The organism is Devosia sp. (assembly GCF_036676215.1).
Classification (GTDB): Bacteria; Pseudomonadota; Alphaproteobacteria; order Rhizobiales; family Devosiaceae; genus Devosia.
Genome location: NZ_JAKFDJ010000074.1, coordinates 37130 through 51281, shown reverse-complemented (window position 1 = coordinate 51281; position 14152 = coordinate 37130). Strand labels below are relative to the sequence as shown.

Genomic DNA, 14152 nt, shown 5'->3' with positions numbered 1-14152 from the left:
CATGTGCATTTGCATCATCGGCGTGGTGACTCCCCCGCCCTGCTGCATCATGCCCATCGCGTCCGGGCATTGGGTCATCGCCTTGCCTGCAGGTGGAGTTGGAAGCTGAGCGGTCTCGTCTGCCGGTGCCTCGGTTACTGTCGAGGGGGTATCGGCGCCTTCGGGGTGATGCGGGTCGATCTGGGCGATCGCAGGATTGGCGAGGCCCAGGAACAGCGCCGCGACGAATAAGGACTTGGTAGCGCGCATAGGTCTTCTCCCTTGCGTTGTGCTGAATTGAATATGGTGGTGACGAGACGCCGGCAGCAGGGCCGCTTGAGCGCAGGTGAGGGCGAAAACGTCAGCGACCGCCAAGGTCGCTTTGTCAGCCGAGGTCGCGGGGCGGATGGCGGTTGACGAGAGGATCGATCCCGTGGAGGCATTGCGCCCGTGTAAAAGCCCAGGTCCGGCGCACGGAATCTGCGAAGCCGGGGGCAGCGGCCGGTGCGACGAGGGCAGTACAACCGGCGCTGCCGCAATGCGCCGCACTTGAGCGACAATCGGCGATCCGGTCGCTGCACGAATCTTGCATGCAGGCGTCGTGCGGGCTCGATGCGTGATCGACACTGGCCATGCCGTGCAGCCCGACAGTGGTGTCGGGCAATGCCGCGACCGCCGCTGAGCCGAAGCCGAGCGACAATGCCAGGCTGAAGATCAGCGCTGTCACCAGGACTCGAAGTTCACCGCGCAATCGAACCATTCTCATACCGTAAGGCTATCCCAAGAGGCGTCATTGATCGAAATCAAAGTCGCGTCACGTGTCGGTGCTGCACTTCCAAGTGTGCCCGTTTTATCGCGGCTGGCGCTACAGCGGTCGAAGAGCAGCCAGCGTCACCGAGACTAACCGCTCCACCGCCTGCTTCGATTGCAGGTCGGCCGCGCCCGCCACCGCGCTGAGGCAATAAACGGCAAGCTCGCCGGCCGGCACGTCCACTCGTATCTCCCCGGCAGCGCCCGCTTCGGTGATGATGTCCGAAAGAAATGCCGTCAGGTGTTCGCGGGCATGCACAACGTGTCCACCCCGATGCAGGGCATTGGCGAGTTCGCCGCCTTCGTGGTTATGGCCCATCAGCCCATAGGCATCGAGCACCTTGCGCAGGCGCTGAAGAGGCGAACCGTCGCTCGCCGCGATCGCGGTGAAGGACGCCAAGTGCCGATGAACTTGTCGTTCATGCCAGGCAAGCAGCACCGCCTCCACGTCCGGGAAATATTTGTAGAGCGTAGCCCGGCCTATACCGGTCTCCTGCGCTATTTCCGACATGGTCACCGCGGCAAGGCCCTTTCGCGTGACGAGATCGGCTGTCGCGTCGAGGGTGGAATCCCTGACGTTGCGCTTGTGTGCGTCGATCGTGTCGTTCCAGAGCTTGGGCATGGCAGCCGTCATAGCCGACAAACTGACTACAGTCCATACAGATTGAATTGACCGAGACACACTGTATTGATAAATTGAGTCAGTGGAGGCCTTCATGACCGACCGAAAGCGCAGACCCGCCCCCGGCGGCTATTCGACACCCGGATGGGTGAAGGGGCTCGGCATTGCCGCCGCAGTCGTCGTGGTGCTTCTGATCATTGCGTTGGCGGGAGGGCTTGGCGGCAATCACGGTCCTGGACGCCACATGACGCAGGCCCAGACAGCGCAATGAGGGCGGGACCGGCACTTCGCAGACTGCTGCTGACGCTTCATATAGTCACGTCGATGGGGCTGGTGGGTGCGGTCGCGGCTTTCCTGGCTTTGGCTATTGTCGGCCTCACCACCGGTGCCGGCGGACCGCCGGTCTATCCCGCGATGGATTTGCTCACAGGGTACCTCATCGTACCGATGGCGCTGATGAGTCTGGCAATCGGTACGTTTCAGTCATTGGTCACGCCCTGGGGGCTGATCAGGCACTATTGGGTGGTGGCGAAGCTGATCCTCACCATTGCCGTGGTGGTGGTGCTGTGGATGCAAACCGGGAACATCCGGATGCTGGCAATGCAGCCAGTTGGTGCCGACGGGCCGGAACTAGCCGCCGCGCGTGCGTCCATGGTTCTGCACGCGGGTGGCGGGCTGCTGGTTCTTCTCGGTGCAGTGATCCTATCGGTCTACAAGCCCCGGGGGCTGACGCGATATGGCTGGAACAGGCGTGCGTCAGCGGGCGCCGAAGAGGCGTGAGCAACAGCCCTGAACCATGATCATCTCAATTCGCGGCGGGCAATCTTGCGAAACGACGTACTTCTTCATAGCGTCGATGGTGCGCGCGAAAGGTTCCATCCAGTCGGGCAGCGTTGCGGTCCGCGTCGCCAGCCGCCACGCTCCTTCCATCGTCTGGTAGGTGACGCGACCCAAAAGCAGCGTATCGGCCCGGCCCATGCTCTCGGTGGCGTGGAGATGGGTAGCGCGCAGCATCGTCTGCTGCAGCGCCTCATCCGACGGTATGTCGCGCTGTGGTCGACGCACCCATCGAGCGTCACGTTGATGGAGTAGAGTCCACAATCGATACCGGCGAGGCGCGCATTTTTGTACGTTCCGGTGGAAGTGGTCCACCACTGGCTGAGGACCCCGCACGACGATAGCCGCTGACGGGGGCGCCGGGCATGTGAGGGGAACCGGCGCCGCCCATTGAGGTCAGACCTCCTGCCGCAATCAGGCTTTGAGAAGCGCCGCGAACTGGCGGATGTCGGCGACAAAGAAGCCAGGGTCTTCCCACGCCGCGAAGTGGCCGGCGCTTTCCATATCGTGGAACTGAACCACGTTGCCGGCGGTCTGGCGGTCCGCCCATTCACGTGGCAGGCGGACGCCACCCGGGATGGGCGCTTCGGTGGCGACCGCAACCGGAACGCCGGTGTTCTTGCCCTTGATGGTCGGCGGCTGCATTGCATTCTGGTTGTAGACCCGGAAGGACGATGCCGCGGTCTCGGTCAGCCAGTGGATCATGATGTTGGTGATCAGCTCATCGCGGCCGAAGCGGGCATCCGCCTCGTCGCCGACGCCCATTCCGGCCATGAAGCTCATGATCCAGCCAGCCAGGCCCACCGGTGAGTCGTTCATGGCGAACGCCAGGCTTTGTGGCTTGGTCGCGTGGATCAGATTGAAGGCGCCGTGGGCGAAGAACCACTGCTGGATGGCACCGGCATAAGCCTGTTCGGGCCCGCTCAGGGCAGCGAAATCCGTAGTCTGGTCGGGATAGCCCACATCGGTCACGTGATAGCCGAGGAGCACTTCCGGATGGTGCTGGCTCAGCGACATCGAAATGATGGAGCCCCCGTCGCCACCCGCAGCGATGAATTTGCCGTAGCCGAGCGTCTCGGTCATCAGCCGGGCGAAGAGATCGGCGACCTTGTCCATCTGCAGGGCCGTCCTGCCGGAAAAGCCGGTCCCGGGAATGGACGGGACAACGACGTGGAAATCCTCCGACAGCGGCGCGATGACGCGATGGTAGCGATAAAAGGAGTCCGGCCAGCCATGCAGCAGCAAAAGCGGAACAGCATCCGGATTGCTCGACGGCTGATGGACGAAATGCAGATCGATGCCGTCCATGTTGACCTTGTAGTTGGCAAAGGCATTCAAGCCCGCCTCGGCCTGCCGCCAATTGTAGCCGTCGATCCAATAGTCGGTCAGCCTCTTCATGTAGTCGAGATTGGTTCCCATGGCCCAACCGGCGTCCGCCGGTTCATCCGGCCAGCGCGTGTGTTCGAGCCGGTATTTGAGGTCGGCGAGCTGTGCCTCGGGGATGGCGATCTCGAAAGCGGTCGGGTTGGTCATCGCAGAGGTCTCCTGTGAGAAGGTGGTTTTGCTGGCGTAGCCAGCGAGCAGGGCCGAGGCGGCGAGGGTCTTGCTGAATTGACGACGGTTCATAGTCTTCTCGTTCCTTTCGCTACGGGTGGACGTGGAAGCGGGTTCGGAGCAGGGCGCGCGAGCTCACGTTGACGCGGGGACGAATGTCGCCACGCCTGCCGTTCGGTTTGGGCGATGGGTTAGATGGAGAGCTTGCCGCGCATCACGACGATGCCGGCGCCGGATATCTCCGGCTCAGGTGCGAGGCTGACCCGGAGAATGCTCCGCCGCCCCATCTTGGTGCCCTGCTCGATCTCGATGGTTCCTTCAATCAAACCTTCGCTCTCGAGATAGGCGCCGAGCGGTCCGGCCGCGGTGCCCGTCGCTGCATCTTCCCACAACCCGACGGTCGGGTTGAAGAATCGCGCATAGGCGCTATGGGGTGCAGATTCCTCGAAAGCATAGACGTAGCAGCCCTCGGCACCAGCTTCGCTCAGCAGCTTGAGCAGTGCCTTGGCGGCCGGTTCGGCACGATCGACCGCGGCAGCGTCGCTGAGGCGCACAAGCAGGTGGGGCACGCCTGTGTCTGCGACGCGCGGCGCGGGTTTGGAACGAAGATCCTCCGGCGCCAGCCCCAGCGCCGCCGCCAGACGCGGGATATAGGTCAGCGGTGGGCCCAGCGTGAGCGCAGACTGCTTCACATGGCCGAAGATCCGTCCTTCAATGAGACGGAGCCCGACCGGCAGGACCGCGTCTCCAATCTCCTGGCTGAACATATGGTGCCCCTCGATGGGACCGAGCTTGCCTTCCCCCGCCAGCCAGAGCCAGGCGCCCAGTGCATTGTGGCCGGCACCCACGACCTCCGCCCCCGCTGCGGTAAAGGACCGGAGCTTCAGGTCAGCCCTGCCGCTCCGCATCACGAAGGTCGTTTCAGCCTGGTTGAACTCGCTGGCGATCCGCCGCATCTGCGTATCGGAAAGCCCGTCCGCGTCTTCGACAACAGCGAGCGGGTTGCCGCTCAGGGAGGTATCCGCGAAGACGTCGATCAGCCCGGCTGTGAGAACAGTGGTGTTCGGTTGCAGCGACACGGCGCAGCTCCTATCCTTCGAATGGAAGGACAGTGCACCAGGGCAGCGCAGCGGTAAAACGCGCATTCCTTGCCCACATGACAAGGGAAACTAATCATTCGGCCTTCAGTGGAGTCCCTCCGGATCTTCGAAATGTGCGTCAGCATCGGCAGCTTCGCCGGTGCTGCCGATCGTCTTGCACTCACGCCGGCAGCAGTCAGCCTCCGCATCCGCAGCCTCGAAGCCGAGCTTGGGCAGGCTCTGTTCACCCGCGTCGGCCGGCGTGTGGTCCCGACCCCCGCCGCCGTGACGCTGGCGCGCGAAGTTCGGCGCGCGCTGGACGATATCAACGTAGCGCTCGAGGCGTTCCAGACGCGAACCGCACCACTTCGGGTAACCGTGCCGCCGACATTTGCATCCCGCTGGCTTGCCCCCCGGCTGTCGAGCTATCGAGCGGCAGGCGGCGCCGCTGTCGAGCTCGACATTTCCTCGGACGTGCGTGACCCAACCGCCTTCGACATTGCTATACGGACGGGGCGAGGGGGTTGGGACGGCCTTGCCGAGTACCCGCTCATGCCTGTCGACGTTACTCCCATGCTGGCCCCGAGCCTGCTTGCAGCCCGTACGCTCGGTGCGCCGGAGGATCTATTGGACTTCGACCTTCTGCCGCATCCCGATTGGGCAAAGTGGTTCGCGCGAGCCGAGCGGCCTATGCCGGCCGGGTTGCGCTTCTCCTCTGTCGACTATTCCATCTTCGAGCTCATCGCCAATGCGGCGGTGGGCGGCCTTGGGGTCGCGCTGTTGTCGCCAACACTCTTTCGTCCGCTTCTCGACGACGGGTCGCTCGTCGCGCCCCTGGAACCAGTGTTGAAGGGCCCGGATTGGTACTTCGTCCTGATCCGTGAAGGCGACCAACGCCCCGCGCCACGCACGTTTTGTGATTGGCTCTGCGAGCAAACTCGAGCGTCGCTGGATTCAGTGCCAAGCGAATGATTGCGCCAACAAGTCGGCCCCCACGCACGCGGGTAGGTGTCCGCTTGGGGCCAATTCCGCACACTAAGGCCAAACGCCGGAGCGTCCGCTATTCTCGACGAGCGTCTGGTCAGCGGACAGTCCGCTCACGGCCCCTACCCTGCCAGTCCGTTTTGCGCCCCATGTCCGTTATTGGGGCCAGCTTTCGCACTGCCCGACGCCTCGGCTGGGGCGGCGGCTTCGGCAGCTCTCCTTGTTCGCAGCAAGGCATCAAAGCAATACCGCCCCGCGCGAGGCGGGGCGGTATCAGGGAGGAAAGGGAGACTTCCGCGGATCAGGAAGGCTGCACGAGCCCGGCTTCGACCAGCGGCCGGATGGCTTCGATTTCGCGTGCCACGGTTTCGCGCATTTCCTCGGGTGTATTGAGGACTGGCGCGACGCCGAGCGCCACCAGTTGCGCCTTCGACTCAGGCAGCGCAGCCCAGGCCCTGAGCGTGTCGTTGATCTTGCTGACGACTTCTGCGGGCATGCCTTTGGGGCCGACGATGCCGAACCACAGGGTCTGCTCATAGCCAGCAAAGCCCTGCTCGGCCACTGTCGGTAAGTCCGGCAATTCGCTCATGCGCTCGGCGGAAGTGACGGCGATGGCTTGCAGCTTGCCTGCCTTGATATGCGGCAGGTAGTTGGCGGGCGCATCGGCCGAGAAGTCGATATGGCCACCGAGCAGGTCGGCCGCGAGCGGCGGCGAGCCCTTATAGGGCACATGGTTGATTTCGATGCCGGCTTCCTGGCCGATGATGGCGGCGCAGATGTGACCCTTGGTGCCGGCGCCAGGATTGCCGATATTGACCTGGCCCGGATTGGCCTTGGCATAAGCGACCAGTTCCTGCAGCGTCTTGGCCGGCGCATTCATGCTGGCAGTGATCAGCGCCGGGCTATCGGCGAAAACGGTGATCATCTCGAAGTCGGCTTCAGGATCATAGGCCAGGTTGGTCTGCACCACCTTGTTGGCTGCGAGGGGGGCGCTGCCCGAGACCAAGATCGTGTAGCCATCGGGAGCGGAACGGGCCAGTTGGCCACCAGCCAGAGCGCCGGCCGCACCGGCAACGTTTTCCAGCACGAACTGCTGGCCATATTCCTTGGTCAGGATATCGGCGACGAGGCGCGCCAGGATGTCGCTGGTGCCGCCGGGTGGATAGGCCGAGATAACCGTGACCGGCTTGGAGGGCCAGCTATCCTGGGCAAACGAAATGCCCGTCGAGGCCAAAAGTCCTGCGGTACCACCAAGGACGATGAATTCGCGTCTTTTCATATATTCCTCCTGCTCGCCCTTTTTGAACGACTTGGGCTTGGCTGAGGCAATATCTAGCGCATCGGTGCAGCAGCTGGAATTTGTCAGGCGGCGCGTTTCATCTCACGAAACGGGCCCCTCGCCCGCCAGCCAGCGGTCTTCACCCGCGTGGAATTCGGCGAGCTGGTCGGGGCGGTCGTCGCCTAACAGGTCCTGGTTCACCCTGATGCCGCGGCTGCGCTGGATATAGGTGAGGAACTTGTAGGACGGCCGCATGGTATCGAGCAGCTGACGATCAATCGGCAGCGGGTCGGAGGCCAGGGTGGGCCCCATCACGTCGCGTTCAAAGAGGACGTGGAAGCTCGCCAGCTTCCAGTCGCCGTCCTCACGCACGGCGCGGGAGAAGAACCGGCAGAATACCTGGAAATCGATCTCGATGTCTTCGAGCCGCGCGCGGTTGAAGATCATGGCCGGGCTCTCGATGGTGGCGCGATGGCCCTGCACCTGGGCGAAGGCAGGGAACACCCAATGCTTGGAATTGCCGGTGTTGCTCATCCACTTGCGTGTGGCCGCGACATAGGCATCGCCGCCGGTGCCATCATACCAGCTGGTGCGGACATAGGCATCGCGATGAAAGCACGCAGCCATTACGCCGAACCTTTGCTGGTCGCGAGCGAAACGCTCGCGGCGCACGAGGTCGAACAGCTCGGTGCGGTCGAATTGGTTCTGCAGACGCGCCTCGCGACTGGTTTGCATATGTGTTTCCTCGTCTTGGTAAGTCGGCTCAGTCGATTTCCTGAAGACCCTCCTGTCGCACCTTGCGGAAGGCGGGAAGGAGGATGGAGACGAGCAGCACCAGGGCGATCAGCAGGGTGCTCATACTGACCGGACTCGTGAAGAACACGCTCGCATTGCCATGCGAGATCAGCAGGGCGCGGCGCAGGTATTCTTCGGCCATCGGGCCCAGGATCAAGGCCAGGATCAGCGGCGCCGGCTCGGCCCCGGCCTTGCGGAAGACGTAGCCGAGCACGCCGAACAGGGCCATCAGATAGACGTCGAAGGCGCTGTTGCGGATACTGTAAACGCCGATGGCGGTAAAGACGCAGATCAGCGGGAACAGAAACTTGTAGGGCACCGAAATCAGCTTGGCCCACATGCCGACCAGCGGCAGGTTGAGGATCAGCAGCAAGAGGTTGCCGATCCACATGGAGACGACGAGGCCCCAGAACAGTGCCGGCTGTTCGGTGAGGATATTGGGGCCGGGCTGCACGCCCTGAACGACGAGCGCACCGATCATCAACGCCATGGTGGCGGTGCCAGGCAGGCCCAGGGTTAGCATGGGAATGAAGGCGGTCTGGGCGGCGGCATTGTTGGCCGCTTCGGGCGCGGCCACGCCCTCGATGGCGCCCTTGCCGAATTGCTCGGGGTGCCTGGAGAGCTTTTTTTCCAGCGCGTAGGCGGAGAACGAGGACAGCAGCAGGCCGGCGCCGGGCAGGACGCCGAGCAGCACGCCGACACCGGTGCCGCGGATGATGGGCGCGGTCATGCGCTTCCAGTCTTCGCGTGTGGGGAACAGTGAGCTCACCTTGGCGATGGTGGCGGCGCGGGAATGCTCGTTCTCGAGATTGGCGAGCACATCGCCCAACCCGAAGATGCCGGTTGCAATGACGACGAAGTTGAGCCCGTCCAGCAGATCCACCGAACCGAAGGTGTAGCGCGCGGCACCAGAATTGACGTCAGTGCCGATCATGCCGAGCAGCATGCCCAGCAGCACCATGCCGAAGCCGGTGAGCAGCGAGCCCGAGGTCAGCACCATAGAGGTAACGAGACCCAGCACGATCAGCGAGAAATATTCGGTCGGGCCGAAGCTGAGCGCCATGCCGGCCAGGATCGGCGCAGCGATGACGATGAACATCGTGCCCACCGTGCCGGCAAAGAAGCTGCCGATGGCGGCGGCGGCGAGGGCCCTGCCTGCCTTGCCCTGCTTGGCCATTTCGTGGCCGTCGAGCGTGGTCACCACCGAGGAGGCTTCCCCAGGCAGGTTCATCAGGATCGCCGTGGTCGAGCCGCCATATTGCGAGCCGTAGAAGATGCCAGCCAGCATGATAAGCGCGGTGTCGACCGGCAGCCCGAAGGTGAAGGGCAGCAGCATCGAGATGGTGGCGATGGGACCAAGACCCGGCAGGACGCCGACGGCGGTGCCGAGCAGCACGCCGGCAAAGCAATAGGCGAAATTGGTCAATGTGCTGGCAGTCTGTAGGCCGAGCAGGAGCCCGCTGAAGATGTCCATTTCGACCTCTTGGAAACTAGGGTGCGCCGAGAGCCTGCAGCCAGCTCCCGACAAGGGGGATGGGCAGGCCGAGCAGGGTCACGAAAAGCACGCCGCAGACGAGCGCGAAGGACACCGCGCCGACGATGGCTTTCCAGTTTAGCTCGAAGCTGATGCTGGCGGTGCCGGCCCAGACGCACAGCAGCAGTACCGCGAGGGGCAGGCCAAGCTTGTCGAGCAGGAAGCCGAAGACGACGATGGCAATGGTCACGGTGGCAATAGGCAACCAGCGCGCCATGCGGATCACCTCGGACCGGCCCAAACGTGAGCGTGCCAGGATGGCAATTCCGGTCAGCGTCAGCAGAGCCGAGATGGCGACCGGGAAGAAGCCGGGACCCATGCGGCCGGGTGTGCCCAGAGGGTATTGCAGCGCCATCAGCAAGGCAACGAGGCCGATGGCGGCGAAGAGCCCGCCCTGCACCACATCCTGCGTTACTTTCATCTGCACTCTCCCTCTCGCTTCTGCCGGTTGTGAGGCTAGCCCGGATAGCCCAGCACGGCCTTGACTTCGAGATATTCGCGGAAGCCGTAGATGCCGAATTCGCGGCCATTGCCGGATTGCTTGTAGCCGCCGAAGGGCAGGCTGCGGTCGAAGGCTGCGCCATTGAGATAGACGCGCCCTGCCCTGATGCGCTTGGCGAGTCTCAGCGCGCGCTGGGGGTCGCTGGACTGCACGAAGCCGGCAAGGCCGAAGGGCGTGTCATTGGCGATCTCGACAGCCTCGTCCTCGGTTTCGTAGTTGAGGATGGAAAGGACGGGTCCAAAAATCTCCTCGCGGGCGATGGTCATCTGCGGAGTGACGTCGCCAAAGACGGTGGGGTGGACGTAGTAGCCGCGGTTCATTTCGGCGGGACGGCCCAGCCCGCCGGCGAGCAGGGTCGCACCCTCGTCGATACCGGTCTGGATGAGCTTTTGCACCTTGTCGAACTGGCCTTGGCTGACCAATGGCCCCAGCGTCGTCTCGGGCCGCAGGGGGTCGCCGAGCCGGATGCTGGCGACGGCAGTGCGAGCCGCGTCGAAGGCGACATCGCGCTGGGACACATGCACCAGCATGCGCGTCGGGGACTGGCAGTTCTGCCCGGCATTGGTGTAGCAGGCATGGACGCCGGCGATCACGGCGGCGCGGATATCGGCGTCCGGGAGGATGATATTGGCGGACTTGCCGCCCAGTTCCTGCGCCACGCGCTTGACCGTCGGGGCCGCGAGCATGGCAACGCGAATGCCCGCACTTGTTGAGCCCGTGAAGGAGACGAGGTCGACCTCGGGATGGGAGGCGATGGCCTCGCCCACGGTCGGGCCATCGCCATTGACCAGATTGAAGACGCCGGCCGGGAGGCCCGAATCATGAATGATCTCGGCCAAGATCATGGCGCTGAGCGGCGCAATTTCGCTGGGCTTCAACACCACTGTGCAACCGGTTGCAATGGCTGGCGCAACCTTGGAAGCGACCTGGTTGAGCGGCCAGTTCCAAGGCGTGATCAGCCCGCAAACGCCGATGGGCTCGTGGCGCACGATGCCGGCGCCCATGCGCTCCTCGAAGGCGAAATCGGCCAGCACACGGGCGGCTTCCTCGAAGTGAAAGAGCGCCACGGTGGCCTGGCGTTCGGTGGCGAAGGTGATGGGCGAGCCCATTTCGAGCGTCATGGTCCGCGCCAGTTCAGGCAACCGGGCGCGGAAGCCATCGATGATGCCACCCAGCCAGAACAGGCGCTGTTCGACACTGGTCTCGCAATAGGTGGCGAAGGCGCGACGGGCTGCGGCCGCGGCGCGGTCGACGTCGGCGGACGAGCCCAGGCTGATCCGGCCGATGGCCTCTTCGGTCGCCGGATTGATCACGCCGATCGTCGAAGCGCGCATCGGGTCCACCCACGCGCCATCGATGTAGAACATCAACCTGTCCATGCCTGCCCGTCCATGCGCCCAACAAGGGCAATCGTTGTTGCAACACTATTTCATAAGCCCATGGCCGCAATGCACGACCCGGAGCGTTCCGTCAGGCGAATATGCGCCCTGGTTTCAAAGGTGGCGTCCCTCGTCCACCGGCACGACAATGCCGGTGGAGCTGGTCAGATTGACAATGCAGGCCACCACGGCCCGAGCGACATCGTCGGCCGTGGTGACATGCCCGAGCGGCAGGCGCTCGGCGGTCTTTTCCAGTTGCTCGCGGGTGCGGCCCGGCACGAAGCCGGTATCGACGCCGGCCGGCGAGACTGAAAAAACACGCACCTTGGGCGCCAGCACCTTGGCGAGGGCGATGGTCAGGGCATCCACCCCGGCCTTGGCCGCCACATAGGCGAGGCTGCTGCCGATTCCCGTGCGCGCGGCAATGGAAGAGACATTGACGATAGCCGCACCGGCGCCGCGTTCGAGCAGCGGACGGAAGGTGCGCATCACCGCAAACGGCCCGCGCAGGTTGATCATGACAGTGCGGTCGAAAATCTCGTCGCTCAGGGCCGCGAGATCGGTAGCCGGGACAGGCGTAGTCGAGCCGCCGGAATTGACCAGGGCGTCGAGACTGCCGAAGCGTTGCTCGACCGCAGCGGCCGCTGCGGTGATGCTCTGGGCATCCTCCATGGAGATGCGCATGGCGAGGTGTCCACTGCCTTGGAGGCCAGCGACGACTTCATCGGCGATTTCCGGGCGGCTGTTGTAGCCGACGATGACGGTGGAGCCGAGGGCCGCGAGGCGGGCGGCCGTGGCCCGGCCGATGCCACTGCTGCCCCCGGTCACCAGGACGGTGCGCGGCACGGCAAGTGAGGGGATATCAATCATTGCCATGCTAAATCTCCCAGCCGAATTACGACCTGAAGTCCTTGAGCGCCGCGGTGGCGGCATTGCGGATGAAGCCGTGGTCACTCGATATGACGATGGCCGTGGCGCCTAGCCCGGTGACGAATTCCATATCAGGCTTGGTGGTGGGCAGCATCATCAGCGGCGTATCGGCGTCCTTGGCCGCCGCGGCGACGCACCGGGCGAGCTCGGCAACCTTGCCTGCTGCCTCCGGATCATCGCGGAACGATGCCGTCAGGTCGCCCCGCCCGACGAACAGCGCGTCGATGCCCTCGACCCGGGCAATATTGCCGGCCAGGTCGATGGCATGGTGATCTTCGATCATCGGGATCACGGCGACCTGGCTATCCTGCAACCGCATATGCTCGACCGGACCGACACTGCCCCAGTTGCTGGCGCGCGACAGCCCGACAAAGCCGCGCGTGCCATCGGCATAGCGGGCGGCGCGAGCGATAGCGGTGGCTTTTTCGACCGAGGCGACATGGGGGACCATGATGCCCATGGCACCCGAATCGAGAACTGAGAGCACGTTGGCTTCGGTGAATTCTGGGATGCGGACGATGGGCGCCATATTGGAGGCGCGGGCGGCGAAGATCATCAGGTCGGTGATGCTCCGGTCGAGAGGGGCATGCTCCTGGTCGATGATGATGAAGTCGTAGCCCATCTGGCCCAGCATCTCGATGACCTGCGTGGTCGGCAGCTTGACGAAGGTTCCAAACAGGCGCTGACGGCCCAGTAGGCGGCTGCGGAAGGTGGAAAAATGCGGGCGCTGCTCGGACATCGGTGGTCTCCTTGTCCGCACCTTCTACACGCAGATGGAGGACGCATGAGCCATTGAACCAAGCTCGTTTCCCTGTGCGAAATGGTCCGCTGGGCCGTTTCTGCGAGCGAAACGGACGGCGAATCCCGTTGCGGCCAGGCGACGGCAAGTGGGATTTACTCACTCCGAAAACCGCATGTGCGGCCGTTCGAAGGACCAAACCGTGGCCGATCCGACTATCCTCACCTGCGCGGTGACGGGCAATATCACGACGCTGGCGCAGACGCCCTATTTGCCAGTCACCCCCGAGCAGATCGCCAATGCCGGGCTCGAAGCCCTCCGGGCAGGCGCCGCCATCATCCATGTGCATGTGCGCCATGACGACGGCCGCCCCAGCATGGAACTTAGGCACTATCGCGAAGTGGTCGAGCGGCTGCGGGCGGCCGACGAGGACGTGGTCATCAACCTGACCACCGGGCCGGGACAGCGGTTCATTCCCAGCGAGGACAACCCGGCCGTTGCGGCGCCCGGCACGACGCTGATGCGGCCCGAACCGCGCGTGTCGCATGTGGAAGTGCTCCGCCCCGAGCTCTGCAGCCTCGATTTCAACACGATGTATTCGGGCACCTCGGTGGTCATCAACACGCCGACCAACCTCTCCATCATGGCCGAGCGCATCCAGGCCGCTGGCGTGCGCCCCGAAGTCGAGGTGTTCGACAGCGGGGATATCCAGTTGCTCAACGACATGGTGCGCCAGAACAAGCTGGAGGCGCCGGTGTTCTGCCAGATCGTGCTGGGGGTGCGCTATGGCGCCATCGCCACGCCTGAAACGATGGCCTATCTCATAAGCCTCTTGCCATCCGGAACGAACTGGGGCGGCTGCGGCATCGGGCGCTTCGAATATCCGATGCTGGCCCAAGCTTGGCTACTCGGCGGTCACATCCGCGTTGGCCTCGAGGACAACACCTTCATCGAAAAAGGCGTGCTGGCCGAAAGCAACACCCAGCTGGTGAAGAAAGCCGCACGCATCGTGCGCGAACTGGGCGGCCGGCTGGCGACACCCGGCGAAGCACGCGAAATCCTGGGGCTGAAGAAGCAAGCGCCGCTCCCCGAATAGGGGCGGCGCGGTATATTGGTAGGAGCCACCGAA

At 63.9% G+C, this 14152-nt stretch carries 17 protein-coding genes; 4 read left to right on the top strand and 13 right to left on the bottom strand.

Features of this window, described 5'->3' with window-relative positions; translation table 11 throughout:
* The 3 genes from V6M52_RS07805 to V6M52_RS07795 all read right to left on the bottom strand — a co-directional run.
* A partial coding sequence (locus V6M52_RS07805) for a hypothetical protein (protein WP_332700621.1) occupies positions 1-249 on the bottom strand: 249 nt, incomplete at its 3' end.
* Between the two features lie 115 nt (positions 250-364).
* Positions 365-706: a hypothetical protein gene (locus V6M52_RS07800; RefSeq protein WP_332700620.1), complete on the bottom strand. Its 342-nt coding sequence runs from the start codon at positions 704-706 to the stop codon at positions 365-367.
* A gap of 138 nt (positions 707-844) precedes the next feature.
* Entirely contained in the window at positions 845-1411 is a 567-nt protein-coding gene (locus V6M52_RS07795) for a TetR/AcrR family transcriptional regulator (protein WP_332700619.1), read from the bottom strand.
* A gap of 94 nt (positions 1412-1505) precedes the next feature.
* Here V6M52_RS07795 and V6M52_RS07790 point away from each other — a divergent pair, with 94 nt between their 5' ends.
* Together V6M52_RS07790 and V6M52_RS07785 are read left to right on the top strand one after the other, a co-directional pair.
* Positions 1506-1682 carry a hypothetical protein gene (locus V6M52_RS07790; RefSeq protein ID WP_332700618.1) on the top strand — a complete coding sequence of 59 codons (177 nt, stop codon included), beginning with the start codon at positions 1506-1508 and terminating at the stop codon, positions 1680-1682.
* A gap of 53 nt (positions 1683-1735) precedes the next feature.
* Positions 1736-2191 (top strand): hypothetical protein, encoded by a 456-nt coding sequence (locus V6M52_RS07785; protein ID WP_332700617.1) that lies wholly within the window; start codon positions 1736-1738, stop codon positions 2189-2191.
* Here V6M52_RS07785 and V6M52_RS07780 read toward each other — a convergent pair.
* From V6M52_RS07780 to V6M52_RS07770, 3 genes are all read right to left on the bottom strand, one after another.
* Entirely contained in the window at positions 2168-2425 is a 258-nt protein-coding gene (locus tag V6M52_RS07780; RefSeq protein WP_332700616.1) for a hypothetical protein, read from the bottom strand. The two genes, V6M52_RS07785 and V6M52_RS07780, sit on opposite strands and share 24 nt — an antisense overlap.
* Before the next feature lie 237 nt (positions 2426-2662).
* The gene (locus tag V6M52_RS07775) at positions 2663-3874 is read right to left on the bottom strand and encodes an epoxide hydrolase family protein (protein WP_332700615.1); all 1212 of its coding nucleotides are present in this window, start codon (positions 3872-3874) and stop codon (positions 2663-2665) included.
* A gap of 119 nt (positions 3875-3993) precedes the next feature.
* Complete coding sequence (locus tag V6M52_RS07770; protein ID WP_332689190.1) at positions 3994-4881, bottom strand: PhzF family phenazine biosynthesis protein; 888 nt, start codon at positions 4879-4881, stop codon at positions 3994-3996.
* Positions 4882-4977: 96 nt separating this feature from the next.
* Between V6M52_RS07770 and V6M52_RS07765 the strand changes: the two genes are divergently transcribed.
* Complete coding sequence (locus V6M52_RS07765) at positions 4978-5853, top strand: LysR substrate-binding domain-containing protein (protein WP_332700622.1); 876 nt, start codon at positions 4978-4980, stop codon at positions 5851-5853.
* Between the two features lie 313 nt (positions 5854-6166).
* Here the strand turns inward: V6M52_RS07765 and V6M52_RS07760 are convergent, their stop codons facing one another.
* The 7 genes from V6M52_RS07760 to V6M52_RS07730 all read right to left on the bottom strand — a co-directional run bounded on the left by V6M52_RS07760 (position 6167) and on the right by V6M52_RS07730 (position 13023).
* The gene (locus V6M52_RS07760; protein ID WP_332689187.1) at positions 6167-7144 is read right to left on the bottom strand and encodes a Bug family tripartite tricarboxylate transporter substrate binding protein; all 978 of its coding nucleotides are present in this window, start codon (positions 7142-7144) and stop codon (positions 6167-6169) included.
* 102 nt (positions 7145-7246) lie between these two features.
* Positions 7247-7879 (bottom strand): nuclear transport factor 2 family protein, encoded by a 633-nt coding sequence (locus V6M52_RS07755; protein WP_332700614.1) that lies wholly within the window; start codon positions 7877-7879, stop codon positions 7247-7249.
* A 28-nt stretch (positions 7880-7907) separates the two neighbouring features.
* On the bottom strand, positions 7908-9413 hold the full coding sequence (locus V6M52_RS07750; protein WP_332700613.1) for a tripartite tricarboxylate transporter permease: 1506 nt from the start codon (positions 9411-9413) through the stop codon (positions 7908-7910).
* 16 nt (positions 9414-9429) lie between these two features.
* Positions 9430-9894, bottom strand: coding sequence for a tripartite tricarboxylate transporter TctB family protein (locus V6M52_RS07745; protein WP_332700612.1), 465 nt, complete (start codon positions 9892-9894; stop codon positions 9430-9432).
* 35 nt (positions 9895-9929) lie between these two features.
* Complete coding sequence (locus V6M52_RS07740) at positions 9930-11342, bottom strand: aldehyde dehydrogenase family protein (RefSeq protein WP_442881830.1); 1413 nt, start codon at positions 11340-11342, stop codon at positions 9930-9932.
* Between the two features lie 126 nt (positions 11343-11468).
* Positions 11469-12230 (bottom strand): SDR family NAD(P)-dependent oxidoreductase, encoded by a 762-nt coding sequence (locus tag V6M52_RS07735; protein ID WP_332700610.1) that lies wholly within the window; start codon positions 12228-12230, stop codon positions 11469-11471.
* Positions 12231-12249: 19 nt separating this feature from the next.
* Positions 12250-13023 (bottom strand): HpcH/HpaI aldolase family protein, encoded by a 774-nt coding sequence (locus tag V6M52_RS07730; protein WP_332700609.1) that lies wholly within the window; start codon positions 13021-13023, stop codon positions 12250-12252.
* Between the two features lie 202 nt (positions 13024-13225).
* On the opposite strand from V6M52_RS07730, the gene V6M52_RS07725 reads away from it, so the two are divergent.
* Positions 13226-14119 (top strand): 3-keto-5-aminohexanoate cleavage protein, encoded by an 894-nt coding sequence (locus V6M52_RS07725; protein WP_332700608.1) that lies wholly within the window; start codon positions 13226-13228, stop codon positions 14117-14119.
* Positions 14120-14152 lie beyond the last annotated feature (33 nt).

What these genes read in the sequence shown, in the direction of transcription:
- V6M52_RS07740 (WP_442881830.1), bottom strand. Translation starts at nt 11,342, where the DNA reads ATGTTCTACATCGATGGCGCGTGGGTGGACCCGATGCGCGCTTCGACG.
- V6M52_RS07790 (WP_332700618.1), top strand. Translation starts at nt 1,506, where the DNA reads ATGACCGACCGAAAGCGCAGACCCGCCCCCGGCGGCTATTCGACACCC.
- V6M52_RS07745 (WP_332700612.1), bottom strand. Translation starts at nt 9,894, where the DNA reads ATGAAAGTAACGCAGGATGTGGTGCAGGGCGGGCTCTTCGCCGCCATC.
- V6M52_RS07730 (WP_332700609.1), bottom strand. Translation starts at nt 13,023, where the DNA reads ATGTCCGAGCAGCGCCCGCATTTTTCCACCTTCCGCAGCCGCCTACTG.
- V6M52_RS07735 (WP_332700610.1), bottom strand. Translation starts at nt 12,230, where the DNA reads ATGGCAATGATTGATATCCCCTCACTTGCCGTGCCGCGCACCGTCCTG.
- V6M52_RS07775 (WP_332700615.1), bottom strand. Translation starts at nt 3,874, where the DNA reads ATGAACCGTCGTCAATTCAGCAAGACCCTCGCCGCCTCGGCCCTGCTC.
- V6M52_RS07755 (WP_332700614.1), bottom strand. Translation starts at nt 7,879, where the DNA reads ATGCAAACCAGTCGCGAGGCGCGTCTGCAGAACCAATTCGACCGCACC.
- V6M52_RS07760 (WP_332689187.1), bottom strand. Translation starts at nt 7,144, where the DNA reads ATGAAAAGACGCGAATTCATCGTCCTTGGTGGTACCGCAGGACTTTTG.
- V6M52_RS07780 (WP_332700616.1), bottom strand. Translation starts at nt 2,425, where the DNA reads ATGCTGCGCGCTACCCATCTCCACGCCACCGAGAGCATGGGCCGGGCC.
- V6M52_RS07795 (WP_332700619.1), bottom strand. Translation starts at nt 1,411, where the DNA reads ATGCCCAAGCTCTGGAACGACACGATCGACGCACACAAGCGCAACGTC.
- V6M52_RS07750 (WP_332700613.1), bottom strand. Translation starts at nt 9,413, where the DNA reads ATGGACATCTTCAGCGGGCTCCTGCTCGGCCTACAGACTGCCAGCACA.
- V6M52_RS07785 (WP_332700617.1), top strand. Translation starts at nt 1,736, where the DNA reads ATGGGGCTGGTGGGTGCGGTCGCGGCTTTCCTGGCTTTGGCTATTGTC.